Consider the following 25,566-nt stretch of genomic DNA (forward strand, 5'->3'; position numbering starts at 1 on the left):
GATGACGCGCGCGGGTTCCGCTGTCGGCGGTGCGTGGCACGATGAAGTGGTGACCACGTCTGCGACGGCCATGATCGGCCGAGACGCCGACCTCGCGAGGCTCCTCGAACGCCTCGACGAGGTGCGATCCGGGTCGCCCTTCACCGTCATCATCGGGGGCGAGGCCGGCATCGGCAAGACGCGCCTCGTGCGCGAGTTCGCCCTCAGCCTCGACGGCGAGGTGCGCTTCATCGTCGGGCAGTGCGTCGACCTCGGCAGCGTCGCGGCGCCGTACGCCCCGGTCAAGGCCGCCCTGCGGGCGCTCGTCGCCGATGTGGGCGCCGAGCACGTGCTCGACGTGGTCGGCCCGGGGCGCGGTGCGCTGACGGCGCTGCTGCCCGAGCTCGCGACCACGCCCGACGTCGGCTCGCCGTCCGCGGGTGCCGAGACCGCGGCGGGCGCGGGCGGTGGGGCGGGCGAGGGCGGCGCGGGGGCGGCAGGAGCCCGGGGCGGAGCCGACGAGACCGGCGACGCTCCGAACGACGGCGGGCCCGCGGCATCCGAAGCCCGAACAGCACGACCGGCCGCGCCGATCCGCGGCGATGCGGCGACGAGCCAGTTGCACGAGGCCATCGCCGTGCTGCTCGAGACCCTCTCGAAGGAGAAGCCGATCGTCTTCGTCATCGAAGACCTCCACTGGATCGACGCGGCGAGCCTCGCGATGCTGCGCTTCCTCATGCGCGTGCTCGGGTCGAGCCGTGTGCTCACGGTGCTCACGTACCGCAGCGAAGACGTCACGCGCGGGCACCCGGTGCGCGCGTTCCTCGCCGAGGCCGATCGCGACCGGTGGGTCGACCGGCAGGAGCTCTCGCGGCTTGCGCCCGACGACGCGATGGCGCTCGTGGCCTCGCTCGCACCCGACCGCGCGCCGACGATCGAGGCCGTCGAGACCATCGTGCGGCGCGGCGACGGGGTGCCGTTCCTCATCGAGGAGCTCACGGGCCTCGACGGCTGCCGAACCGACGACGACGTGCCCGAGACGCTGCGCGACCTGCTGCTCGCCCGCTACGAACGCCTCGACGAATCCACCCAGCGGCTGCTGCGACTGCTCTCGATCGGCGGCGTGCGCGTGCCGCACGCGCTGCTCGAGGCGGTGCACGACGGCGACGGCGAGGCGCTCGACGAGGCCGCGCGCGAGGCGGTGCTCGGCGGCGTCCTGACCATCGAGGGCTCCGACTACGCGTTCCGGCACGCGCTCGTGCGTGAGGCGATCCTGGCCGACCTGCTGCCCGGCGAACGCGCGAGGTTCCACGGTCGGTACGCACGCGCCTACGAGACCGCCGCCCATGGTTCGCGGCGCCTCGCGGCCGAGATCTCGTTCCACTGGCTCGGCGCCAACGACGCCGCGAAGGCGTTCCCGGCGACGATCCGGGCGATGGGCGAGGCACGGGCCGCCGCGGCCTACGCCTCGGCCGCCCAGCTCGGCGAGCGGGCGATCGGGCTGTGGCACGTCGTGCCCGATGCCGAGGCCACGGCGGGCATGGGCAAGCTCGAGCTCATGGGGCGCACGGCCTCCTACCTCCGCAGCGCAGGCGAGGGCGAGCGCGGGCTCGCGCTCGTGAAGGCCGCGCTCGACGAGTGCCCGACCGACGATCCGCAGTACCCGCGGCTGCTCCGAGACACCGGCCTCTACATGGCCAACGTCGGCCGCGCCGGATCGGGCCAGTTCCTCGAGCAGGCCCTCGAGGCGCTCGGCGACGACGGGTCCGAAGACCTCCGCGCCACGATCCTGATCGCCCTCGCAGGGCGCCTCATGATCGAGGCCCACCTCTCCGAGGCCGTCACGGTCGCCGCGCAGGCGCTCGAGGCGGCCGAGCGGGTCGGCTCGACGCGGTACGCCTCGGTCGCGCTGAACATCCAGGGCGTCAGCGTCGCGACGAACGGCGACGTTCCCGGCGGACTCGCGCTCCTTGACCGCGCTCACGATCTCGCCCTCGGCGACGGCTCCTCGTTGCTGCGGTACTGGGTCAACGCCTCCGACCTGCATTACCTGATCGGCAACTTCGACGAGGCCGTACGCCTCGCCGAAGAGGGGTTGGCACGCGCCAAAGACCAAGGTGTCGAACGCAGCTCGGGCGTGCTCCTCGCCTCGAACGCGGTCGACCCATTGCTTGCGCTCGGCGAGTGGCAGCGCGCCGAGCAGCTCGTCGAGCGCGCGCTCGCGCTCGACCCCGCGCTGCCGCTCTCGGTCTACCTGCACCGGGCCCGCATCTGGACCGCCCTCTGGCGCGGCGACGTGACCCGTGCCGCCGAGATGCACCGCGCATTGCGTCCGGCCATGAACCGCGTGATGGAGGCCGAGGTGCAGACCATGCTCGGCATCGGGCGCGTGGCCACCGAGATCGCGCTCGCCCAGGGCGACCCCGCCGAGGCCTGGCGCGAGACCAGCCTGCTGCTGCGGCATCCGCAGCCCACCCTTCCCGGGTACGCGCTGCCCTTCCTCTGGGTGGCCGGCCGCGTGATCGCCGCGGTCCGCAACCGTGCGGCGCTCGTCGATCCGGGCGCCGACCCGGGTGCCGCCGCACTCGCCGCCCTCGCCGAGGACGTCGAGCGGTCCCTGCCCGACATCCGCCAGATGTTCGACGGCGCCGCATTCTGGCCGACCGCACCGCTCTGGCAGGCGCTCTTCGACGCCGAGATCGCCGTCGCCGCCGTACCCGCTTCGCACGCGGCATCCGGCGTCCCCGGAACCGACGCCGCCGCATGGCGGGCCGCGTTCGAGCAGGCGTCGGAGCCGACCTCCCCGCACTATCTCCGCTCCTACGCGCTGCTCCGACAGGGCGAGGCCGAACTCGCGGCGGCCGACCGCGCGGGTGCGCGGATCACGCTGCAGGCCGCGCACGCGGCCGCGCTCTCGGGAGGCGTGACGGCCGTGTCAGACCAGGTGCTGCGGGTCGCCGCGGCCGCCGGCATCCCGCTCGACGGGGTTGGCGGCGGCGCTGCGGTGCAGGCCGCGCAGTCCGCCCGTGCGTCTCGGGGCGCCCGCGACCCCCGCGCATCCGAAGGGTCGAGCATCGCCGAATCGCCGACGGCCGATGCGGTCGAGGCCGCGGCGGCCGTCGAAGAGCTCACCGCACGCGAGCGGCAGGTGCTCGAGCTCATCGCCGAGGGGCTCAGCAACCGCCAGATCGGCGAGCGGCTCTACATCAGCGGCAAGACCGTGAGCGTGCACGTCTCGGCGATCCTCCGCAAGCTCGGCGCCTCGACGCGCGCCGAGGCCGCGTTCCGCGCGGGCGTCCTGCGCTGACGCTCGCCCGGCGTCCCGCGTCCCCTTCGGGTCGCGTCCGCACGCAGCCCCTCCCCGCGGGCCTACGTCGCGCCACGGTGGTTTCATCGACCGCCCGATCCGTCGAAAGCCCGTGGCGCCCGGCAGCACCGACGCCGGCCACCGGTATCCGCGCTGTGAGATCGCTGCGTTCGGCGTTCCACCCGTCGCAACGGGCGTAGCGTGATGGGCGACCCCAGACCCCACGCAACGGAGGCACGATGAGCCGGCTCGACGAGATCCCCTTCACGACGATGGACGGCGGCACCGCCTCCCTCGCCGATTACGACGGCCAGGCCGTCATGATCGTGAACGTGGCGTCGCGCTGCGGCCTCGCGCCGCAGTACGAGAAGCTCGAGGCGCTGCAGAAGCAGTACGGCGACCGCGGCTTCACGGTGATCGGGTTCCCGAGCAACCAGTTCCTGCAGGAGCTGTCGACGAACGAGGCCGTGAGCGAGTACTGCTCGACCACGTGGGGCATCACCTTCCCGATCGTCGACCGCGTGCGGGTCAACGGCAAGAAGGAGCACCCGCTCTACACCGAGCTGAAGCAGACTCCCGATGCCGAGGGCAAGGCGGGCAAGGTCAGCTGGAACTTCGAGAAGTTCCTGGTCGGGGCCGATCGCAGCGTGCACCGGTTCCGTCCGCGCACCGAGCCCGATGCGCCCGAGGTCATCGCGGCGATCGAGGCCTCGCTGCCGGCGGCTGACGCTGCCGAGCCCGAATCCGAGACGCAGCCCGCCGAGTAGCGGGCGCCGCGGGAATCCCGTTGGCGCGCTGGAATCCCCGTGACCCGGGATTCGGTCGCGCGAACGGGATTCCCGCGCGCTGACGGCTCGGTCGTGTGTCAGGCGTGCGTCAGGCGCGGGTCGCGCCGCGGAACTCGGGCGTGGTCCACACCTCTGCGAGCCGCACGAGGGTCGCGGCCGCCGCGGCCATCTCCTGCACCGACGCCCACTCGCGCACCGAGTGGAACTCGTGTCCGCCGGTGAACAGGTTCGGCGTCGGAAGCCCCATGGCGCTCAGCTGCGAGCCGTCGGTGCCGCCGCGGATCGACGTGCGGAGGGGATCGAGCCCCTCGGCACGGATCGCCTGCGCCGCGGCATCCGTCACCTGGGGGAACAGGTCGACGAAGCTGCGCATGTTCGGGTACTGCGGGGTGATCTCGACCGTGGCGCGGGCTCGCGGCTCGCGCGCGATGACCTCGTCGACGGTGCGCCGCAGCACCTCGCCGTGCGCGGCCAGCAGTTCGTCGTCGAAGTCGCGCAGGATCGTGCGGATCACGGCGTGCGCCGCCGACCCCTGCACCTCGTAGACGTGGATGAACCCGTCGCGGCCCGACGTGCGCTCCGGCGTCAACTCGTCGGGCAGTGCGGCGACGATCTCGGCGGCGAGCCTGGCGGCGTTCACGAGCTTGCCGGTCGCGAAGCCGGGGTGCACCTCGTGGCCCTCGATCGTGACGATGCCCTCGGTGGCCGAGAACGTCTCGTCCTGGAGCTCGCCGATCTCGGATCCGTCGACCGTGTAGGCGCAGAGGGCGCCGAAGCCCTCGACGTCGAAGCGGTGCGCGCCGCGTCCGATCTCCTCGTCAGGCGTGAACGCGAGGCGCAGGGTCGGCCGGGGCAGCTCGGGGTGGGCGAGCAGGTGCTCGACCGCCGTGAGGATCGCGGCGACGCCGGCCTTGTCGTCGGCGCCGAGCAGGGTGTCGCCCGAGCTCGTGACGAGGTCGTGGCCCACGTGGTCGCGGAGCTCGGCGATCTCGTCGGGATCGAGCACGGTGCCGCCGCGGGGCAGCTCGAGGCGGCCGCCGTCGTACACGCGATGCACGATCGGCTCAACGCCGTCGCCCGGTGCGTCGGGGCTCGTGTCCATGTGCGCGATGAGGCCGATGACGGGCACGGGTCCGTCTCCGTGGTCGGCCGAGATCGTCGCGGGCAGGGTGGCGTACACGTAGCCATCGTCGTCGAGCACCGCGTCGTCGAGCCCGAGTGCGCGAAGGTCGGCCACGAGCACGCGGCCCAGGTCGAGCTGGCGGGCCGAGCTGGGCGAGCCCTCACCGTCGCGATCCGACTGGGTTCCGACGCGCACGTAGCGGTCGAAGCGCTCCAGCAGCGCGGGGGCGAGCGACTCGGCGAGCGGTGAAGTGAACGGTGCGGGTGAGACGGCGGCCATCCCCCCAGCGTGCCACAGCGCACCGGCCGAGCGGATGCCGCGGGCGCGGCTTCGGGGCCTGCGGGCGGGTAGCGTTGTCGCGACCCCGAGGAGCACCACCGCATGAAGCCCGGACCCAGGCGCAGCATCAGCCAGGCCGACATCGTCGACGCCGCATTCGAGATCTTCGAGGAGAAGGGCGGCGACGCCGTCTCGATCCGCGGGGTCGCCGCGCGCCTCGGCCTCACGCCCACGGCGATGTACACCTACTTCACGTCGAAGAACGCGCTGCAACGGGCGATGGTCGAACAGGTGTTCTCGGGGCTCGACCTGGCCGCGGCATCCGACCCGTCCGTGGCGTGGCGCACGCGGCTGCGCACCCTCGCGGCCGACCTGCGGGCGCGGTTCGCCGAGCACCCGGGTGCGGTCGTGCTCGTCGCGAGCGGTCCGCTCGACGGGCGTCAGGCCCTGACCTTCGGCGAGACCCTGCTCGAGGGCTTCACGAGCGGTGGGATGCCGCTGGCCGACGCCGCGCGGGCCACGGCCGCCGTGCGTGCCTACGTGCTCGGTGCGATCACGCTGGATGCCGCGGCGGCCGGCGCCGACGCCGAAGCCGCCGATGCGCCCTCTCCGCTCTGGACGGAGGCCACGCAGCATCCGCTCACCGAGGCCGCCGAACTTCTGGGCGGCGACGACGCCTTCGCGACGGGCCTGGATCGCCTGCTCGACGGCTTCGGGCTGCCGCCGGTCGCATAGGCCGACCGCCGACGGCTGACGTCCGACGGCTGACGTCCGACCGCCGACGGCCGACGGCCGACGTCCGACGGCCGGCGACCGGCGCCCCGGACATGCGACGAGGCGCCGACCCCGAAGGGCCGACGCCTCGTCGTGGCATCCGGTCGGATCAGCCCTGCGGGGCCGTGATCTTCAGGAGCGCCGCGCGGTTGCCGAGCAGCGGGAGCTGCACCTCGACCCCGGTGCCGTACGACACGCCGGCGTCCGCCGGGTTGCCGGTGCCGAGCACGGTGAACCCGAGGTCCGCGCCGTAGGCGTCGGTCGCGGGGCTGCCGTCGGGGTTGACGACGCGCGTCGTGTACGGCGCGTCACCGACCGAGGGCACGACGACCGAGCCGTTGGCGTAGCGCCAGAAGATGTCCTCGCCTCGAAGCTCGAAGCCGGGAACCCAGCCCTGCTTGTCGGTGAAGGACTTCACGGCGGGCAGCGCAGGCACGTCGGTGCAGTACTCGGCGAGGGCTGCATCGGTGATGCACTCCTTGAACGGGTACGTCTTCTGCACGCCGAACGCGGCGTTCGAGGACTGCGTCCGCGACGGCAGGTTCTTCAGCGTCGTCGGGTCGACCGTGGCCGCCGCGCCCGTGCGTCGCAGCGGGTCGAAGTGGCTGTCGACGATCAACAGGCCGCCCTTCGCTCCACCGCTCGGCAGGGCCGTGAGGTTGGACTGCACGTGGTTCGTGTCACCGTAGGTGGTGTCGCGGTACCAGACCAGTGCGCCGGGGGCGTTGTACTTGAGCTTGTCGACCTTCCACGCGCCTTCATCGGTCTGGTAGACCGTGTCGTACGCGTACTTCAGGCCCTCATCGAACCCGTCGAAGTTGCGCCACTCGACCATGTAGTACTGCGCCTTGGTCGAGGTGCCGGTGTCGATGCGCCAGCCGGGGCCGGTGGTTCCGACCCACGAGGCGACCGTCTTCGTCCAGCCGTTCTCGCCGGACTCGACGTCGTCGCTCCAGACCGTCGCGCCGTCGGCGACGAGCGAGAAGTCGTCGGCGAACCATCCGCGGTCCTGGTAGGCCGCGTCGGTCGCGAGCCGCAGGCGCACGCCGATCGTCTGGCCCGCGTAGGCGGACACGTCGATGTAGTCGTGGCGCCAGCCGCTGGTCGTGCCCGTGAGGCCGTACTTCTTGCCGCCGAACGTCGCGAGGTTGCCGTTGGGGTCGGGGTAGCCGTCGGGCGTGGTGACCTCGGCGCCGCCGTCGGCGTACACCTTCTGGTCGGTCCACGTCGTTCCGCCGTCGGTCGAGATCTCGACGAAGCCGAAGTCCCAGTCCTCTTCGATGACGTAGTCGTTCCACATCCAGAACTTCGCGTCGGTCGCGCCCGCGGGCACGTCGACGTTGCGAGCGAGACGGATGTCGGCCCAGTCCTGGTCGGCGCCCGTGTACCAGGCGTTCGCGCCGCTGTGCGGCGTGGTGAGCGTCTGCACCTTGTCGGGGAGGTTGATCTTGACGCCGTCCTTCGTGCCCTTGAGCGGACGCGAGTTCTGGCCAACGAGCACCGACTTGGTACGGTCGCCCGGGTTCACCTCGACCGGGTCGGCCCAGCCGAGCACCCACTTGTCCCAGAGACCCATGTGGGTCGGCATCGACTGGAAGATCGGGCCGGCGTGCGAACCCGACGACATGAGGTCCCAGAAGTCGATGTCGGATTCGCCGACGCCCGACGTGTCGTACAGGTCGGGCAGGCCGAGGTCGTGTCCGTACTCGTGCGCGAACACGCCGACGCCCGAGTCCTCGGGCTGCACGATGTAGTTCGACAGCTTGAGGTTCGTGCCCGGGATGTCGGCTCCGCCTGCGACGGCGGAGGAGTGCGCCCAGAGGGCGTACGTGCCCTCGTCGCCACCGCCGCCGGACTTGTCGGCTCCGGCGTGCACGAGCACGACGTGGTCGATCACGCCGTCGGGCTCGAGGAAGTTCCCGTCGCCGTCACGGTCGCCCTGGTCTTCGATGTCGTAGTCGGCCCACGGGAAGTTCGGCTGCAGCGCGGCGAGCGCGGCGACCGCGTCGATGGGCAGCTGGCCTGCTCCGAGCGGGTTGTCGGGGTGGCCCTGCATGTCCTGGATCGCGCCGGCCTCGTAGACGCCTTCGTCGTTCAGGTGGCAGACGCTCGCGCCGTAGTACGCCTCGGAGTGCGGCACAGTGACCCAGGGGGTCGCCGTGCCGGTCACCGTGTAGGCGCCCTGCGACATCTCCTCGTACATGGCCTTCATGGTGTAGCCCGAGATGTCGAAGCCCTTCTTGCCATCGGGGCCCTTGAGGTCCTTGCGCACGCGCTCGGTGATGCCCTTCTTCGAGAAGAGCATGTCGTTGTAGTGCTTCGGCGAGAAGTCGGGCACCCACATCGAGTTGTTGTCGAGGTTCGACAGCGTCGCCGGGTCGGGGAGGTTGTTGTGCAGCGGACCGCTCTGCACCTCGCCAGGCTTGCAGTCGGTGGCGCCGAACTCGGTCGGAACCTGCACGCCGGAGAAGTCGTCGGCAGCGTTCTCGTCGAACTCGACGAGGATCGTGAGCAGCTTCGCCGTCTGGGTCGACTTGGCCGACTTGTAGAGGCTCTTCAGCCACTTGGGGCTCTTGCCCGACTTGATCGACTTCGACTCGAGCTTGGCCAGTCCGGCCGCCGCGACGGGGTTGCCCGCCGTGAACTTGCGCTCGAGTGCGTCGGCCTTGATCAGGGCGGCCTGCTGCTGCTGTGCGGTGACGCCTTCGTCGACCTTCTGGTCCACGCCGAACGCGGCTTCGACCCGCGGCTCGACGTAGTTCATGTAGTACTCGGAATCGCCGATGATCGGTGCCTCGTACGGTGCTGCAGTTGCGGTCGAACCGACCGCTCCCGTGGCCGCCAGTGTGGCGGCCGCGAGAGCGATGACCGGAACGATCGCCACCGCGCGCTTTTTGGCGCGCGTGGAGATTCCAGACATTCTTCTCCCCTCGGTGCGACCGGCGAGAAGATCCCGTCGGCCGCGACGTCGTCCGTCGGTAGGCGGACGTAAGGGGGAATCTAGCCGTGACCAATTCGGGGGGTAAACCCCGAACCTATGGATTCGCAGAATATTTGCGTCGAGAGTGCTGGGATGTCGATCGTGCGCGCCGAATGGTCATCATGCGCACATCTCGGCCGTCGTCCCGGCCGATATGACGGATGCCGCGAGAAGGTCGCCAGGCGAGGGGTCGCCGACGGCGCCACCACGGCATCGAGACGCGATGATGGCGGATGCCGCGGCGCGGCGTCAGCCCAGCAGCAGCCCGCGCAGCTGGTCGGTCGAGTGCACGACCGCCAGGGCGCCGTCGGCCTCGGCGGGGGAGCCGTAGCCCCACTCCACGAGGATCGTCGGCACGCCGTTGGCGGAGGCGCCGAGGATGTCGTAGCCGCGGTCGCCGACCATCACGGTGTCGGCCGTGTCGATGCCGAGCGCCTGCAGGCGGCGCAGCGCCTCGGCGACGACATCCGCCTTCGTGCTGCGCGTCTCGTCGTCACTCGCACCGGCGACGACGGTGAAGTAGCGGCTGAGGTCGGCGTTTTCGAGCACGGCGTGGGCCATGGACTCGGGCTTCGAGGTCGCGAGGGCGATCGGCACGCCGGCCGCGTGGAGGCGCTCGAGCACGCCGGCGACGCCCGGGAACACGGGGGAGTGCAGCAGACGGTGCGCGTAGTCGGCGCGGTAGGTCTCGAGCGCGAGTTCGGCGCCGGCGTCGTCGAAGCCGCCCATGAGGCGCAGGCTGTCGAGCAGCGGCGGGCCGACGTAGGCGAGCAGCTGCTCGTCGTTCGGCACGTCGAGGCCGAGCTCGGCGAACATGTGCGCGAGCGAGGCGGTGATGTCGGCTGCGGAGTCGACGATGGTGCCGTCGAGGTCGAACAGCACGGCGGCCCAGGTTCGGGTGGGCGCCAAGGCGGGGGTGTGGCTGGGGGAGATCACCTCGTCATCCTAAGGCCCGATAATCCGAGCGACACTCAGGTTTCACTCGGGATGTCGGCGCGGCGCCACCAGGCTGACGTGTTTTTCGACGTCGACCGACTCGACGTCAGGAATAACGTCATCGTGCTCGACGTTGAAAACAACTTCAGATAGTCTGACGTTGTTTTCGCAGTCACGGTCGCGTCGACCAAGCCACGCCAAGGCGCAGGAGGAGCTCCAATGCCGTATCAGGCCAGGATCGACACGCCGCAATCGCTCGGGATCGCCCTCCAGCAGGCCCGGATGGCCAGCGGAATGACCCAGCGCGACCTCGCCCAACAGCTCGGCACCACCCAGAAGTACATCTGGGAACTCGAGCAGGGCAAGGAATCCGTCGCCGTCACCCGACTGTTCGAAGCACTCCGCGCGACCGGCGCCACGGTCACGGTCACCATCCCCGAAGGGGACGACGGCCGTGGCTGACCTGATCGTCGAACTCCACGGCCGACCGATCGGCACCCTCGCCGGCGGGCGCGCATTCGACTTCGACTTCATCGCCGACCTCGATGCCGTCCAGCACTACGGGCTCGGTTCGACGGCGATGTCCCTCGCCGTGCCCCTGGTGCCACGATCGCCATCCAGCGGCCGGCCGATCAGGCGCAACTTCTTCGCCGAGCTCCTGCCGGAAGGCCGGGCCCGCGAGCGCCTCGCCGCCGAAGCCCACGTCAGGAGCGAGGACGTGCTTGGCATGCTCGCCGCCTACGGCCGAGACGTCGCCGGCGCCCTGCAGATCTGGGACCCCGAACGCCCCGAAGAGCCACGCTCGCCCGCGATCGAACCCGTCGACGGGGTCGGCATCCGGCAGATGCTCGAAGACGTCCGCCAGGCGCCCCTCGGGAACAAGCCCCGCCGCGGGAAGACCTCGCTGAACGGCATCCAGCCCAAGGTCGTGCTCGTCAAGACCGACACCGGATGGGCGCGTGCCCTCGACGGCTACCCGTCGACGCACATCCTCAAGCCGATCGTGTCCGACCACCAGACCATGATCTTCGACGAGGAGTACGGGTCGCGGTTCGCCAGACACCTCGGGCTCGCCGCGTTCGACACCCACCTCGACCGGTTCGACGACGCCTACGCGCTCGTCATCGAACGCTACGACCGGTCGCCGGGAGCGGCCGACGGTCGAGTCCACCAGGAGGACTTCAGCCAGGTGCTCGGCCTCGGTGGCGACGACAAGTACGAGACCTACGGCGGGATCGGTCTCGATCGTGTCGCCCGTCATCTCGACCGGCCCGACCGGACCCGGCTCCTGAAGATGATCACCGTGTCGGTCGCGATCGGGAACCTCGACCTGCACGCCAAGAACATCTCCGTCCTCCATCCGATCGGCGCCCCCCACCGACTCGCCCCGATGTACGACGTCGTCCCGCAGACGCACGAGGACAACGACGGCGAGATGGCGTTCCGGATCGGCGGGGAGTTCGAACACCGCATCCTGACCAGGCAGCATCTCGTCGACGAAGGGCGTCGGCTGGGCGCCGCGGCCCACGAGGCGACGATCGACGAGACGCTCGAGGCCGTCCTGGAGCTCGCCCGAGCCGAGCGCCCGCACGCGGGTGCCCACCCGGGGTTGCAGAGCACCGTCACCCGGTTCGCAACGAACCTCATTTCGGGCAGGGCCGCCGGCGACGACGGAGACGGGTCGTTCGTCGCGGAGCTGGAAGACACCTTCCGATCCCGCGGCGGGTGGGCGCGCGCGGAAGTCCCGGTCAGATGGAGCGCCGACCAGGACTGACCGTCGCCGTGCTCGCTAACCTGACCTCAGGGGATGCATCGGTGCAGACCGGTGCCCGGGGGGACGGAGAGAAGATGTACAGGAGGATGCACCGGAGTGCGCGCTCACGAATGATGACCGCCTTCGTCGCGACGGCCGGAGCGGCGGTCGCGATCACCGCAGCGCTCGCCGGATGCGCGTCGTCGGGAGGGACGTCCGAGAGCACGTCACCGACCGGCTCCGCCACCGCGGGCGCACTGCCTCCCGTGATCGTCGACCTCGGCGACGCCGACGGCACGACGGTCGAGGTCGCACTCGGCAACTCGATCGACCTCGTCGGCGACGACGAGCACTCCACCGCGTGGACGGCCGACATCGCCGATCCGTCGATCGTGGAGTTCGTGGCGGGGCACGACGACGGCTCGGCCCAGTTCAACCCTGGCCTGACGGCGACCGCCGTCGGCGAGACCGAGGTCTCGCTCTCGAACGACGACTCCGGCGACGAGGTCGCGTTCACGGTGGTCGTCACCGAGTAGGCCGCTCCGAGCGGCGGCGCAGCCGACCAGCGCGCTCCTCAGAACAGCCGCGAGTCGCTGTCGTCGAGCCCGCGCATGGCGTCGTAGTCGAGCACGACGCAGCGGATGCCGCGGTCCTCGGCGAGGGTGCGGGCCTGCGGCTTGATCTCCTGCGCGGCGAAGACGCCGCTCACCGGCGCGAGCAGCGGATCGCGGTTCATGAGCTCGAGGTAGCGGGTGAGCTGCTCGACGCCGTCGATGTCGCCGCGACGCTTGAGCTCGACCGCGACCGAGCCGCCCGAGGCATCCGTCGCCAGGATGTCGACCGGGCCGATGGCCGTCATGTACTCGCGGCGCACGAGCCGGTGCCCGTCGCCGAGGAGCTCGATCTGCTCGGCGAGCAGCTTCTGCAGGTGCGCCTCGACGCCGTCCTTCTGCAGGCCCGGGTCGATGCCGAGCTCGTGCGACGAGTCGTGCAGCACCTCGTGGATCGACACGATGAGCTGGTCGGCCGTCTTCTTGTGCGTGACCTTCCAGACCTCGACGACGCCGTTCGCGGCCTGAGCCTCGTCGGGCAGCGTCGTCTCGAGCGTGCACGGCGGGCTCATCCAGTTGAGCGGCTTGTAGCTGCCGCCGTCGGAGTGCACGAGCAGCGAGCCGTCGCCCTTCACCATGAGCAGGCGCTGGGCGAGTGGGAGATGGGCCGAGAGCCGCCCCGCGTAATCGACGGAGCAGCGGGCGATGACGAGACGCACCCGTCGAGTTTAGGCGTCGGATGCCGCGGCGGAGGCCCCACCCGAGGTGCCGGTCGCGTCGGGGTGCTCCTCGACGCCCGTCGCACCCGGCTTGCCCGTGCGCTCGCGCGCCGCGGGTGCCGCGAGACCGGCGACGACCATGAGCGCGAGCACGACGAGCAGCGCGTTCAGCAGGCCGAACTGCTCGCCGAGGAACCCGATGAACGGCGGGCCCACGAGGAACGCGCAGTAGCCGATGATCGCGACCGCGCTCACGCGGGCCGCGGCCTTGGCCCGGTCGGGCACGTCGGCCGCGGCGGACATGCCGACCGGGAAGCCCATCGAGGCGCCGACGCCCCAGAGCACGGTGCCGACGATGATGACCCAGAGCTCGCTGCCGAAGATGAACATGCTGAGGCCGATGACGCCCGTCGCGGCGAGCACGCGCAGCGTGAGCACTCGGCCGAAGCGGTCGATGAGCGGGCCGCCGAGCACGCGAGCGGTGGTCATCGACACGGCGAAGACCGTGAAGACCGCAGCGCCGGCGGCGGGCTCGAGCCCGTGGCCGTCGACGGCGGCGAGCGTGAGCCAGTCGTTCGCCGATCCCTCGGCGAACGACATGCCGAGCATGATGACGCCGATGAGCAGCAGCTGCACGTCGCCCCAGACGCGGAGGCCGTCGCGGACGCGCTCGCCGAGTGGACGGCGCGGCGCGGCATCCGCTCGCCCTGCTCCGCCCGCCGACTGCGCTGCATCGGCGGGGTCGCCGAGTTCGGTGCGATGCGGCACGAAGCGCACCGAGACGACGGCGCCGACCGCGATGATCGCGGCGATCACCCCGAGGTGCGCGAAGACGGCGATGTCGAGTGCGGCCGCGGCGGCCGCGATGCCGGCGCCGGCGACCGTGCCGAACGAGAAGAACGCGTGCATGAGCGGCATGACCGTGCGGCCGATCTCGCGCTCGGCCTCGGCGCCCTCGACGTTCATCATCACGTCGACCGCGCCGTTGCCGAATCCGGCGAACGCGAGCCCGATGGCGATGAGCGGCACCGAGGGTGCCAGGGAACCGCCGACGCCGATGAGCACGAGGCCGAGCGACACCGAGATCAGCGTGCCGGCCATGCCGATGCGGGCGCCGAAGCGCGCCATCAGCGGCGGTGCGGCGATCAGGCCGAGGACCGACGCGATCGAGCCCGAGAGGATCACGAGTCCGACGCCCTGGGTGCTGAGGCCGGTCTCGTCGCGCATCTCGGGCAGCCGCGCGACCCAGCTCGCGAGGCTCAGCCCCGAGAGGAAGAAGATCGCGAAGACGGCGTTGCGCCATGCGGTGAGGCCCTTGCGGGTCGTGGTCGGTGCGCTCATGTTGCTCGGCTTCGTTGTCGGGTCGGCTGCCCGGGGCGGATGCCGCGGGGCCGCGTTCAGGGGATCTCGCCGAAAATCGAATCGATTCGACCGGCGTCCTGAAACCCTATCCGCACGCCTCCACCGTCGCAACACGGCGCGGCATCCATCGGTACGATGGAGACGCCATCCGGCGCACCCACCGGACCACTTCGCATGGGCCGCCGCATCCAGCGGCCCGTGCATCGAACAACGAGGTATCGATGAAGGCCCTGTTCAAGCGCGCCCCCGGCGCAGGTTTCGAGTACACCGATCTGCCGGAGCCCGAGCCCGGGCCCGCCGACGTGAAGATCCGGGTGCTCCGCACGGGCATCTGCGGCACCGACCTGCACATCGAGGCATGGGACGACTGGGCCGCCGCGAACATCACGACCCCCCTCGTGCCAGGTCACGAGTTCTTCGGCGAGGTCGTCGAGGTCGGCCCGCTGGTGCACGACATCGCCGTCGGCGATCGGGTGTCGGGCGAGGGCCACGTCGTCTGCGGTATGTGCCGCAACTGCCGCGCCGGCCGCCGCCAGATGTGCATCCGCACGCTCGGCGTCGGATTGCATCGCGACGGCGCGTTCGCCGAGTTCATCGTGATCCCCGGCGAGAACGTCTGGGTGCACCACGCGCCCGTCGAGCCCGACGTCGGCGGGATCTTCGACCCGTTCGGCAACGCCGTGCACACCGCGCTCGCGTTCTCGGTCGTCGGCGAGGACGTGCTCGTCACGGGTTGCGGGCCCATCGGCCTCATGTCGATCGCGGTCGCACGCCACGTCGGCGCCCGGTTCATCGTGGCGACGGATGTCTCGCCCGCGCGCCTCGAACTCGCTCGCTCGATGGGCGCCGACGCCGTCGTCGACGTGTCGACGGAGCGCGTGCGCTCGGCGCAGGAGCGGCTCGGCATGCGCGAGGGCTTCGACGTCGGATTCGAGATGTCTGGTTCGCCCCGCGCGCTGCCCGAGATGATCGAGAACATGAACCACGGCGGGCGCATCGCGATGCTCGGCCTGCCGAGCGAGCCCTACGCGATCGACTGGGGCAAGGTCGTCACGCACATGCTCACGGTGAAGGGCATCTACGGGCGCGAGATGTTCGAGACCTGGAACTCGATGAGCGCGATGCTGCAGACGAGCCCCGTGCTCGGCGAACGCGTCGCGTCGATCATCTCGGAGCGGCACCCCGCGCGCGAGTGGCGCCAGGCGTTCGACACCGCCAGGGCGGCGGGGGTCGGCAAGGTCATCCTCGACTGGACACAGGTCTGAGAAACGGAGGTCCGAACATGTACGGATCGGTGAAGGAACAGCTGCGGGCGGAGCTCGACGAGATCGACGCGGCCGGGCTCACGAAGCGCGAGCGGGGCATCCTCGGGCCGCAGTCGTCCGAGGTGTCGGTCGCGGGCCAGGAGGTGCTGAACTTCTGCGCGAACAACTACCTCGGGCTCGCGAACGACCCGCGCATCGTCGCGGCCGCGCACCGTGGGCTCGACGAGTGGGGCTACGGCATGGCGAGCGTGCGCTTCATCTGCGGCACCCAGGAGCAGCACCTCGAGCTCGAGCGGCGCGTCTCGGAGTTCCTCGGCTACGACGACACGATCCTGTTCTCGTCGTGCTTCGACGCGAACGGCGGCGTCTTCGAGACCCTCTTCGGGCCCGACGACGCGATCGTCTCCGACGAGCTCAACCACGCGTCGATCATCGACGGCATCCGGCTCTCGAAGGCCCGCCGGTACCGGTACCGGAATCGCGACCTGGCCGACCTCGAGGTGCAGCTCGCCGCGGCATCCGATGCCCGTCGTCGCGTGATCGTGACCGACGGCGTGTTCTCGATGGACGGGTACATCGCGCCCCTCGCCGAGATCTGCGACCTCGCCGACCGCTACGGCGCCCTGGTCTTCGTCGACGACTCGCACGCCGTCGGGTTCGTCGGCGCGAACGGCAGGGGGACTCCGGAGCTCTGCGGCGTCGAGGGGCGGGTCGACATCACGACCGGCACCTTCGGCAAGGCGCTCGGCGGGGCATCCGGCGGGTACGTGTCCGCGCGGCAGGAGATCGTCGACCTGCTCCGCCAACGTGCGCGGCCGTACCTGTTCTCGAACACGCTCGCGCCCGCGATCGTGGCCGGCACGTTGCAGGCGCTCGAGCTGCTCGAGTCGTCGGGGGACCTGCGCGAACGGTTGAACGCGAACGCCGCGCTGTTCCGTTCACTGATGACGGACGCCGAGTTCGACCTGCTGCCCGGCGAGCACGCCATCGTGCCCGTGATGTTCGGCGACGCCGTGGTCACCGGCCGCGTGGCCGAAGAACTGCAGAAGCGCGGCGTCTACGTCACGGCGTTCTCGTTCCCGGTGGTGCCGCGCGGGGCGGCGCGAATCCGCGTGCAGCTCTCTGCCGCGCACTCCGAAGACGAGATCCGCCGGTGCGTCGCCGCGTTCGTCGAGGCGCGCGCGGCCGTCTGACGGGCGGATGCCGCGGGCGGGCGCCGGTGCGCAGGCGCGAGCCGCTGCGGATGCAGGAGATTGGGACGCCTGTCCTGCTCACGGCGCGGATGGTGCCTGATCTCCTGCAGCTTGGTGAGGTGCTCCGATCAGCGCCCGCGCTCGCCGACGCGCATCGCGAGCGAGGCGGGCAGCAGGCGCGTGAGGCCGACGAGGGCGCGGTAGCGCAGCGACGGCACCGACACGGCCTTGCCGCGCGCCGCATCGCGCAGGCCCTCGGCGACGACCGAGCGGGCGTCGAGCCACATCCAGTCGGGCACGCCCTCCTTGCCCTTGGCGAGGCCCATGCGCGCGTGGAAGTCGGTGTGCGTGAAGCCCGGGCAGACCGCGGTCGTCGTGACGCCCTTCGGGCCGTACTGGTCGTTCGCCCAGCGGCTGAAGCTGATCAGCCAGCCCTTGCACGCGCCGTACGTGCCGCGGGGGATGAAGCCCGCCACCGACGCGACGTTGATGATGCGCCCGCGTCCGCGCGGCAGCATCTGCCCCAAGGCTGCGTGGCTCAGCCGCATCGGCGCCTCGACGTGCAGCGCGAGGTGCTTCACCTCGTCGTCGATGTCGTTGGCGGCGAAGTCGAGCGGCAGCCCGAATCCCGCGTTGTTGACGAGCAGGTCGATCGGGCGCTCTCGGTCGGCCACGCGCGCGACGACCTTCGCGAGGTGCCGGCGCTTCAGCAGGTCGGCCGGCAGCACCTCGACGTCGATGCCGTACTTCGCGACGAGTCGCTCGGCGACCCGCTCGAGGGCGTCCCGGTCGCGGGCGACGAGCACGAGGTCGGCTCCGGTCATGGCGATCTGGCGGGCGAACTCGGCCCCGAGGCCCGAGCTCGCACCCGTGATGAGTGCGGTCTTCGGCATGCGGCCCAGCCTAGGCTGCGCGGCCGCGCCGCATCCGCCTCGCGGAGCTCGTCGGAGGACCGGATGCGCGCCGGAGTGCACGTGGGGAACGGGTGAGGGGCCTCACCCGCGCAACGGGTCCTCCGACGGGTGGGGGCTGCCGCGGCATCCGTTCTCGAATCGATTCGAGGTGGATGACCTATGATCGGGCGTACCGGCGCCCCGCCGACCGCCACCAGAGGATGCCCGAGCATGTCCGAGTCCGCCCGACCGACCCTGTCCGACGTCGCCGCGCGTGCCGGCGTCTCGGCCTCGACGGCCTCGCTCGCGTTCAGCGGATCCGGCCCGGTGTCGGATGCCACGAAGGGGCGCGTGCTCGCGGCCGCCACCGAGCTCGGCTACGCGGGCCCCGACCCTCGCGCCCGGTCGCTGCGCAGGGGTCGCTCCGGCATCGTCGGCGTCGTGCTCGAGCAGCGCGTGCGCACGGCGTTCCTCGACCCCGTGAAGATCCAGATGCTCGACGGCATCACCGAGGGCATCGCGCCGCTCGGCGCCGGGCTGCTGCTGCTCACCGACGTGGGCGCGATCGACCTGCCCGTCGTCGACACGACGGGCGGGGTCGTCGCCGCTCCCGCGCTCAGCGTCGAGAACGCCCCGGTCGACGCCGTCGTGCTCATCGGCTGCAGTCCTCGTCTCGGCCAGACCGTCGCGGCCCTCCGCCGTCGTGGCATCCCGACCGTCGCCATCGAGGGTGCGGCCGGCTCCGACATCCCCGAGATCTCGATCGACAACCGTGACGCCACCCGACGCGGTGCCCAGCACCTGCGCGACCTCGGACACGCGGATGCCGCGATCGTCACGCTGCCCCTCGACCCCGCCCGCACGCGCGGCCCGCTCACCGCGGCGCTCGAGGCGGGCAGCACCTCCGACACCGCGAGCGAACGCCTGCGCGGGGCACGTGAGGTGTTCCCCGATGCGACCGGACGGTCGGCCGCGGCGAGCTCGATCGAAGAGGGCCTCGAGGCCGGACGGGTGCTGCTCGCCGACCCCGCCACCCGGCCCACCGCGATCATCGCGCAGAGCGACCTGCTCGCCGCGGGCGTGCTCCAAGCCGCCGAGGAGCTCGGCGTCGCCGTGCCCGCCGAGGTGAGTGTGCTCGGGTTCGACGGTATCCGCGTCGACGGGCTCCAGCACGACCTCACGACCCTTGTGCAACCGTCGGTGGCGAAGGGGCGTGCGGCCGGCGAGGCCGTCGTGCGCATGCTCGCCGACGACGGCGGTGAGCCGCCCGCCTCGCGCTGCTTCACGAGCGTGCTGCACGTCGGCGACACCACGGCGCCGCCCCGCGCGCGCTGACCGCCGCGCCGCGCGCGCTGACCGCCGCGTGCCGACCCGCGCACCCTGACGCGGCGCACACGATCCGACCCCACGGACGGCGGACCGCTGCCTAGGCTGGTCGGCATGGCCATCGACCTCCGTCTACCGCGACCTCCACCAGAACCCCGAGCTCTCCTTCCAGGAGCACCGCACCGCCGGCATCGTCGCCGAGGCGCTCACCGGTCTCGGCCTCGAGGTGACCACCGGCATCGGGCGCACCGGGGTCGTTGGCGTGCTCGCCAACGGCGACGGCCCGACGGTGCTGCTCCGCGCCGACATGGACGGGCTGCCGGTGCTCGAGGCGACGGGCCTGCCGTACGCCAGCACCGCCAGGGCGACCGATCACGAGGGCCACGAGGTGCCGGTGATGCACGCGTGCGGCCACGACGTGCACGTGACCTGCCTGCTCGGTGCGGCCGAGCGTCTCGTCGCCGACCGTGGCTCGTGGTCGGGCACGCTCGTCGCACTCTTCCAGCCCGCCGAGGAGTGGGGCGGCGGCGCAGAGGAGATGGTCGCCGACGGCCTCTACGAGCGGGTTCCGCGGCCCGACGTGGTGCTCGGCCAGCACGTCGCACCGTTCCCGGCCGGGTTCATCGGGCTCCACGCGGGCGCGGCGATGGCGGGTGCCGACTCGCTCAACGTGCGCATCCACGGCACCGGCGGGCACGGCTCGCGCCCCGAGACCACGGTCGACCCCGTCTACCTGGCCGCCTCGACGACGGTCCGCCTGCAGGGCATCGTCGCGCGGGAGGTGGCGCCGACGGATGCCGCGGTCGTCACGGTCGGCCAACTGCACGCCGGCAGCAAGAACAACATCATCCCGGCCGAGGCGACGCTCGGGCTGAGCGTTCGCACCTTCGACGAGGCCGTGCGCACGAAGGTGCTCGGCGCGATCGAGCGGATCGTGCAGGCCGAGGCCGTCGCCGCAGGGGCGCCGACGCCGCCCGAGATCTCGTACGACGAGCGCTTCCCGGTGACGGTGAACGAGCCCGCCGCCACGGCGCGCACGGCGACCGCCCTGCGCGCCGCGATCGGCGAGCAGCGCGTCATCGATCCCGGCATCGTGTCGGGCAGCGAAGACGTCGGAGTGCTCGCAACGGAGGCCGACGCTCCGCTCGTCTACTGGTTCCTCGGCGGCGCGGACCCCGCGCTGTTCGGCGACGCCCTGAAGACCGGACGCATGCCCGAGGACATCCCGTCGAACCACTCGCCCCACTTCGCGCCGCTCATCGAGCCCACCCTCGAGGTCGGCGTCACCGCCTTGGTCACCGCCGCCCGCGAATGGCTCGACGCGCGCTGACCCCATCCGTGCGCTCGCAGAGGAATCCCGTTCGCGCGCCCGAATCCCCTCCGACGTGGATTCCCGCGCGCGAACGGGATTCCAGCGTGGGCGTCTGCGGGTTCGCGGTCAGGCTGGCGCGCCCGTGACCATCCACGCAGCGCCGCGGGCACGCAGCGACAGCGTTACCGCACGGGCGGCGAGGTAGCCGATGGCGAACGCCGCGGTGACCAGCGCGAGCGCCGTCGCACTGGGCAGGCCCGCGGCATCCGCCCCCCACACGGTGCCGAGCGCGAGCGGCACGAACACCGCGAGGTTCACGAGGCCGGTCCAGGCGAGGTAGCGGGCGTCGCCCGCGCCGATCAGCACGCCGTCGAGCACGAACACGAGCCCGCCGAGCGGCGCCGAGAGGCCGAGCACCACGAGCGAGGGCGGCAGCAGCGCCGCGACCTCGGCCGACGAGGTGAAGAGGGCCGGCAGCACCCACGCGGTCGCGATGACGAGCGCGCCGAGCACGACGCCCGAGAGCACGCCCCACTGCACGCACCGGCGCAGCACCGCCCGCACCTGTTCGACGTCGCCCTCGCCGAGCCCCTTGCCGATGAGCGCCTGCGCCGCGATCGCGAGGGCGTCGAGCGCGAACCCGAGCGTGAAGTAGATCGTGATGGCCACCTGGTAGGCGGCGAGCTCGTCGGGCCCGAGCGAGGTCGCCGCCCAGGTCGCGAGCAGCAGCGCCGCGCGCAGGCTCAGCGTGCGCAGGAACAGCCAGCCGCCCGAGGTCGCGCCGCGCAGCACGCCCGCGTGGTGCGGCCACGGGCTCGCCCCGACCCGCATCGTGTGCCGTGCGATCACCACGACGTAGACGAGCACCATGCCCCACTGCGCGATGACCGTGCCGACCGCCGAGCCCGCGATGCCCCAGCCGAGGCCGTAGATGAAGGCGAAGTTCAGGGCGATGTTCGCCGCGAAGCCGATGCCCGCGACCCAGAGCGGCGTCGTCGTGTCCTGCAGGCCGCGCAAGAGACCTGTGGCCGCGAACACGAGCAGCATCGCCGGCAGGCCGAGCATCGAGATCGACAGGTACGCGGATGCCGCGGCGGACACCTCTGGTGACGCGCCGAACACGCCGACGAGCCACGGGGTCGCGAACCACCCGACGACCGCGAGCACGGCGCCGAGCCCGGCCGCCAGCCACAGGCCGTCGACGCCCGCGGAGACCGCCGCCCGCTCGTCGCCCGCGCCGAGCCGCCGCGCGACCATCGGGGTCGTCGCGTAGGCGAGGAACACCATGAGCCCGATGATCGTCTGCAGCACGGCGCTCGCGATGCCGAGACCGGCCAGGGGCGTCGCGCCCAGGTGCCCGATCATCGCCGTGTCGGCGAGCAGGAACAGCGGCTCGGCGATGAGTGCGCCGAGCGCGGGCACGGCGAGCCGGAGGATGTCGCGGTCGACCGTGCGGAGCGTCGAGGCTGGGGGAGTCGTTTCAGGGTCCATGTGCGGACTCGAGCCTATGCCGGGCGGCCGACGCGGCATCCGTTCATCGGATGTCGACGATCTCCTTGCCGAGCGGTGCGAGCGAGACCGGAATGAGCTTGAAGTCGGCGATGCCGAGCGGGATGCCGATGATCGTGACGCAGAGCAGCACGCCCGACACGAGGTGGGCGATCGCCAGCCAGATGCCGGCGAGCAGGAACCAGATCACGTTGCCGATGAACGACCATGCGCCGCTCGTGGGCTTGGCGACGACCGTTCGGCCGAACGGCCACAGCGCGTACAGGCCGATGCGGAACGACGCGATGCCCCACGGGATCGTGACGATGAGGATGCACATGATCACGCCGGCGGCCAGGTAGCCCAGGAACAGCCAGAAGCCCGAGAGCACGAGCCAGATGATGTTGAGCACGGTCGACATGGGCTGATTCAATCAGCACGGGCGGCGGCCACGCCATGGACCGAGGTCGCGGATGCCGCGGGCCGGCCCTCCGCGATCGCTCAGGCGCGGGGGGCGGGCGACGCCGGAGGGGCGTCGCCCTCGTCGGCCGCCTGCTCGAACGCGCGCTCCCACTGCTGCAGCTCGGAGCGCTTGCCCATCAGCCCGTCGAGCGAGACCTGGAAGTGCAGGCCGCGCCTGGCGTTGACCTGCTTGATGTTCTGCACGAGCTCCTCGGACACGGCCGAGACGGCGTTGCGCACCTCGCGGACGCGCTCGTCGGGGTCGTCCCAGAGCTGGGGGTGGGTGAGGATGTCGAGCAGGTAGTCGCGGTCGAGCGCTCCCGTGAGCCGGCGCAGCGTGGCGTCGAGCTCGATCGCCGCGAGACCCCGCTGGTCGGCCCCGCTGCGCTGGTCGAGCCGGGTGAACAGCTCCTCGACGTTGGTCGCGATGCCCGAGATGTCGGTCGCGGTCTGCGCGGCCACCTGGTTGCCGGCCGCGCCGACCTGCGCGTACGCGATGCTCAGCGAGCGCAGGGTCGCGACGTGGCGCCGGATCGCATCCGGCAGTCGGGTGTCGCGAGCGCCGAGCGCCCCACGCCGCCGCGAACGGATCACGCCGAACACGGCGGCCGCGCCGGCGGCGAGTACCGCGATCGTGATTGCGAGTGGGAGCACAATGCCGCCGGCACCGCCGGCCGTCCCTCCGGATGCCGCCGGCTCGGCCTCCTGGACGTTCTGCACCGTCGTGGTGAGGGTCTGGTCGAGGCTGCCGCCCGACTGAGCCTCGTTCGCGATCTGCATCGCCTCGCCGGTGTCGAGCACACGTGAACCGGCTGACAGGTCGTCGCCGACGGCCACGATGATGGTGTCGTAGGTCGTCGCCTCGGCAAGCTGCGAGACGATCTCGGATCCGGATGCCTCCAGCGCCGCGTTCTCCGAGAACACCGCGATGCCGATCGATGAGTCGCCGACCTGCGCCGTCAGCTGGCTCTGCAGCGCCGACGCGTCGGCGACCTCGGGCGACACGTAGACCGATCCGCTCTGCAGCGCGTCGGTGGCGTCGTCGATGTAGCCGCCGCCGTCGGTGAAGACCATGGCGACCGGCAGAGCGGCGAGGTCGGCTTGGGCGGTGAGGTGCGGCATCCGGCGCCCTAGAAGTTGTTGATGACCGAGGCGAACACGAGGTCGATCTTCGCGGGGTCGGAGGCGTCGAACCACTGGCCGCCCGTGGCCTCGGCGATGCGCTGCAGCGCGCCCGTGTCGGCGCCCTCGCCGTACGCGATCGGGAAGATGCGCACGGGTGCGTCGCCGCCGCCCTCGCCGCTCGACTTGCCGATCTTCGTGATGAGCGAGTCGATCGAGATCGACGAGTCGGTGTCCTGCCCGTCGGAGAGCACGACGATCGCGTTGATGCGGCCGGGCTCGGCGCGCGCGATCATCTCTTCGTAGGCGGCGTCGATGGCGTCGTAGAGCGGGGTGCCCTGTCGGTTGGCGTAGCGCAGGTCGGCGATCGAGGATCGCAGCGTCTCGCCATCGGAGCCGAGCGGCGAGACGCCGCGCAGCTCGATGAGGTTCTTGCCGGCCGCCGATTCGACGTCGGTCGTGAACGCCCACACGCCGACCTCGTCGGTCGAGCGGAAGTGGCCGAGCGTCGCCTGCGCGCCCTCGATGGCGCCGTCGAGCTTCGAGCGGCCGTCGCCGATCGGGTCGTCCATCGACCCCGAGATGTCGATGACCTCGAGCACCGACGAGGGCTTGCGGATCTGCGTCCACTGGTCGAGCGCGGCCGAGACCACGTCGACGGCCGGGCGCGGCAGCGTGACCGCCGGGCCGGCGGGGTCGACGCCGAAGCGCTCGGTGAACAGGTTGCCGAGCGGAACCGACTCGTCGAGCGGGCGGAACCCGTACAGCGGCAGGATGCTCTGCGCCTGCTCGGTCGCGAGGAAGTCGATGAACGCCGCACCCGCGGTCGCCTGCTCGGGGGTCACCCAGTCGGCGCCGAGCACGGTCACGGGGTTGTCCGACCAGATCGAGCCGCCAGACGGGTACACCGCGACGAGCTTCTCCTTCGGCGGGGTGAGCGTCTCCCCGGGCTCGACCGTGTGCGAGTCGGGGTTGCCCTGGTTGTAGTTCAGCAGCGACGTCTCCTCGAGCGCCACGGCCGAGACGTAGCCCGAACCGCCCGAACCGTTCTGGGTCTCGTCGTAGAGCGTGGTGAGCACCTTGCCTGTGGTGTCGCCGTAGTGGATCACGCACTCCTCGAACACGCGCGAGAACTCCTCGGCCGCGGCGACGTCGTCGGCCGTGAGGTCGGTCGTCTTGCCCGAGGCCTCGTACGACTGCATCAGGATCGCCGACAGGCCGGTGGTCGACGTGTTGGGGTTCGTCTTCGAGATCTTGAACGAGCCCCAGATCGGCTTGCCGACGCTGCCCCAGCCGGCCGGGTCGGCGCAGAGCTTCTCGAAGTCGGCGATGCCGATCTCGGCGTCGGGCCAGCCGAGCGCCTTCGCCATCGTCTCGGGCACGCCGAACACGACGGGCGTGTGCGTGAACGACACGGGCTCGCCGACCAGTGAAGGGGATGCCGCGGCCGCGACGCGCTCGGTCCACACCGTGGATGCCGGCGACCACAGGGTCGGCCAGCGTCGGGGGTCGTCGTCGGGCCAGTCGCCGCCCGCCGTCAGGAAGCGGGTCGCGTCGCCGGAGGACACGTTCACGGGCCGCACGGTCGCGCATTCGTCGAGCCCGTCGTGCTCCGGCGACTCCTTGAACGCCTTCGCGAGGGCGTCGAGCATGTTGACCTTCTCGGAGGAGGTCGCGACGACCACGCTCGTGCAGCCGTCGTCGGCGAAATCGCCGCGATCCACCGTGCCGCCGTCGGTCGTATCGCCGCCGAACGTGCATGCGCTCAGTGCGAGCGCCGACAGGGTCGCGATCGCGATCGCGATTCCCGCGCGCGCACCCCGCCGCGAGCTCGTCGGGAACAGGGGGCGGGCGGCCGTGCGCCGCGGAACGGGTGCCATGGGAACAGCGTACGACCTGCGAGTGCGCCATGAGTCGGGCCACCGGCATCCGCTCGCCGAAGCGTCGTCATAGG

General features: G+C 71.4%; 19 protein-coding genes and 1 pseudogene. 10 read left to right on the top strand and 10 right to left on the bottom strand.

What is annotated here, in order from left to right:
• Positions 1-49: 49 nt before the first annotated feature.
• Both ATC03_RS00500 and ATC03_RS00505 read left to right on the top strand, forming a co-directional pair.
• A complete protein-coding gene (locus ATC03_RS00500) occupies positions 50-3,286 on the top strand; it encodes a helix-turn-helix transcriptional regulator (RefSeq protein ID WP_161490297.1) in 3,237 nt (1,078 codons plus the stop codon).
• Positions 3,287-3,525: 239 nt separating this feature from the next.
• The gene (locus ATC03_RS00505) at positions 3,526-4,053 is read left to right on the top strand and encodes a glutathione peroxidase (RefSeq protein ID WP_067871781.1); all 528 of its coding nucleotides are present in this window, start codon (positions 3,526-3,528) and stop codon (positions 4,051-4,053) included.
• Positions 4,054-4,162: 109 nt separating this feature from the next.
• Here ATC03_RS00505 and pepT read toward each other — a convergent pair whose 3' ends face one another.
• Entirely contained in the window at positions 4,163-5,476 is a 1,314-nt protein-coding gene (gene pepT / locus ATC03_RS00510; protein WP_067871784.1) for a peptidase T, read from the bottom strand.
• A 102-nt stretch (positions 5,477-5,578) separates the two neighbouring features.
• Here pepT and ATC03_RS00515 point away from each other — a divergent pair, with 102 nt between their 5' ends.
• Positions 5,579-6,211, top strand: a complete 633-nt coding sequence (locus ATC03_RS00515; protein ID WP_067871787.1) for a TetR/AcrR family transcriptional regulator — start codon at positions 5,579-5,581, stop codon at positions 6,209-6,211.
• Positions 6,212-6,359: 148 nt separating this feature from the next.
• Here the strand turns inward: ATC03_RS00515 and ATC03_RS00520 are convergent, their stop codons facing one another.
• Positions 6,360-9,170, bottom strand: a complete 2,811-nt coding sequence (locus tag ATC03_RS00520; RefSeq protein WP_067871790.1) for an immune inhibitor A domain-containing protein — start codon at positions 9,168-9,170, stop codon at positions 6,360-6,362.
• Positions 9,171-9,479: 309 nt separating this feature from the next.
• Positions 9,480-10,166, bottom strand: coding sequence for an HAD hydrolase-like protein (locus tag ATC03_RS00525; RefSeq protein WP_084003134.1), 687 nt, complete (start codon positions 10,164-10,166; stop codon positions 9,480-9,482).
• Between the two features lie 219 nt (positions 10,167-10,385).
• Here ATC03_RS00525 and ATC03_RS00530 point away from each other — a divergent pair, with 219 nt between their 5' ends.
• From ATC03_RS00530 to ATC03_RS00540, 3 genes are all read left to right on the top strand, one after another.
• Positions 10,386-10,628 (top strand): helix-turn-helix domain-containing protein, encoded by a 243-nt coding sequence (locus ATC03_RS00530; RefSeq protein ID WP_067871797.1) that lies wholly within the window; start codon positions 10,386-10,388, stop codon positions 10,626-10,628.
• The gene (locus ATC03_RS00535; RefSeq protein WP_067871801.1) at positions 10,621-11,940 is read left to right on the top strand and encodes a HipA domain-containing protein; all 1,320 of its coding nucleotides are present in this window, start codon (positions 10,621-10,623) and stop codon (positions 11,938-11,940) included. Before ATC03_RS00530 ends, ATC03_RS00535 begins: the two co-directional genes overlap by 8 nt.
• Positions 11,941-12,053: 113 nt before the next feature.
• On the top strand, positions 12,054-12,455 hold the full coding sequence (locus ATC03_RS00540; RefSeq protein WP_152030811.1) for a hypothetical protein: 402 nt from the start codon (positions 12,054-12,056) through the stop codon (positions 12,453-12,455).
• Positions 12,456-12,493: 38 nt separating this feature from the next.
• Here ATC03_RS00540 and nucS read toward each other — a convergent pair whose 3' ends face one another.
• Together nucS and ATC03_RS00550 are read right to left on the bottom strand one after the other, a co-directional pair.
• Positions 12,494-13,189: an endonuclease NucS gene (gene nucS, locus ATC03_RS00545; protein WP_067871808.1), complete on the bottom strand. Its 696-nt coding sequence runs from the start codon at positions 13,187-13,189 to the stop codon at positions 12,494-12,496.
• Positions 13,190-13,198: 9 nt separating this feature from the next.
• Complete coding sequence (locus ATC03_RS00550; RefSeq protein ID WP_067871811.1) at positions 13,199-14,530, bottom strand: MFS transporter; 1,332 nt, start codon at positions 14,528-14,530, stop codon at positions 13,199-13,201.
• Positions 14,531-14,772: 242 nt separating this feature from the next.
• Here ATC03_RS00550 and tdh point away from each other — a divergent pair, with 242 nt between their 5' ends.
• Positions 14,773-15,816 carry an L-threonine 3-dehydrogenase gene (gene tdh, locus ATC03_RS00555; RefSeq protein ID WP_067871814.1) on the top strand — a complete coding sequence of 348 codons (1,044 nt, stop codon included), beginning with the start codon at positions 14,773-14,775 and terminating at the stop codon, positions 15,814-15,816.
• Between the two features lie 17 nt (positions 15,817-15,833).
• Positions 15,834-17,009, top strand: a complete 1,176-nt coding sequence (locus ATC03_RS00560) for a glycine C-acetyltransferase (RefSeq protein ID WP_067871816.1) — start codon at positions 15,834-15,836, stop codon at positions 17,007-17,009.
• Between the two features lie 128 nt (positions 17,010-17,137).
• Here ATC03_RS00560 and ATC03_RS00565 read toward each other — a convergent pair whose 3' ends face one another.
• Positions 17,138-17,902 (bottom strand): SDR family NAD(P)-dependent oxidoreductase, encoded by a 765-nt coding sequence (locus ATC03_RS00565; RefSeq protein ID WP_067871819.1) that lies wholly within the window; start codon positions 17,900-17,902, stop codon positions 17,138-17,140.
• 231 nt (positions 17,903-18,133) lie between these two features.
• On the opposite strand from ATC03_RS00565, the gene ATC03_RS00570 reads away from it, so the two are divergent.
• Together ATC03_RS00570 and ATC03_RS00575 are read left to right on the top strand one after the other, a co-directional pair.
• Positions 18,134-19,237, top strand: a complete 1,104-nt coding sequence (locus ATC03_RS00570) for a LacI family DNA-binding transcriptional regulator (protein WP_067871823.1) — start codon at positions 18,134-18,136, stop codon at positions 19,235-19,237.
• A gap of 121 nt (positions 19,238-19,358) precedes the next feature.
• Positions 19,359-20,558 (top strand): annotated as a pseudogene (locus ATC03_RS00575) (amidohydrolase); the annotation flags it as partial.
• Between the two features lie 108 nt (positions 20,559-20,666).
• On the opposite strand, the gene ATC03_RS00580 reads toward ATC03_RS00575, so the two are convergent.
• The 4 genes from ATC03_RS00580 to ATC03_RS00595 all read right to left on the bottom strand — a co-directional run bounded on the left by ATC03_RS00580 (position 20,667) and on the right by ATC03_RS00595 (position 25,492).
• Positions 20,667-22,031, bottom strand: coding sequence for an MATE family efflux transporter (locus ATC03_RS00580; RefSeq protein ID WP_067871826.1), 1,365 nt, complete (start codon positions 22,029-22,031; stop codon positions 20,667-20,669).
• Between the two features lie 43 nt (positions 22,032-22,074).
• Positions 22,075-22,449, bottom strand: a complete 375-nt coding sequence (locus ATC03_RS00585; RefSeq protein WP_067871828.1) for a YccF domain-containing protein — start codon at positions 22,447-22,449, stop codon at positions 22,075-22,077.
• Positions 22,450-22,529: 80 nt separating this feature from the next.
• Complete coding sequence (locus ATC03_RS00590; RefSeq protein ID WP_067871831.1) at positions 22,530-23,612, bottom strand: hypothetical protein; 1,083 nt, start codon at positions 23,610-23,612, stop codon at positions 22,530-22,532.
• 8 nt (positions 23,613-23,620) lie between these two features.
• A complete protein-coding gene (locus tag ATC03_RS00595; RefSeq protein WP_084003138.1) occupies positions 23,621-25,492 on the bottom strand; it encodes a substrate-binding and vWA domain-containing protein in 1,872 nt (623 codons plus the stop codon).
• Positions 25,493-25,566 lie beyond the last annotated feature (74 nt).

The sequence above is a fragment of the Agromyces aureus genome (genome assembly GCF_001660485.1).
In the GTDB taxonomy this organism is placed as follows: Bacteria; Actinomycetota; Actinomycetes; order Actinomycetales; family Microbacteriaceae; genus Agromyces; species Agromyces aureus.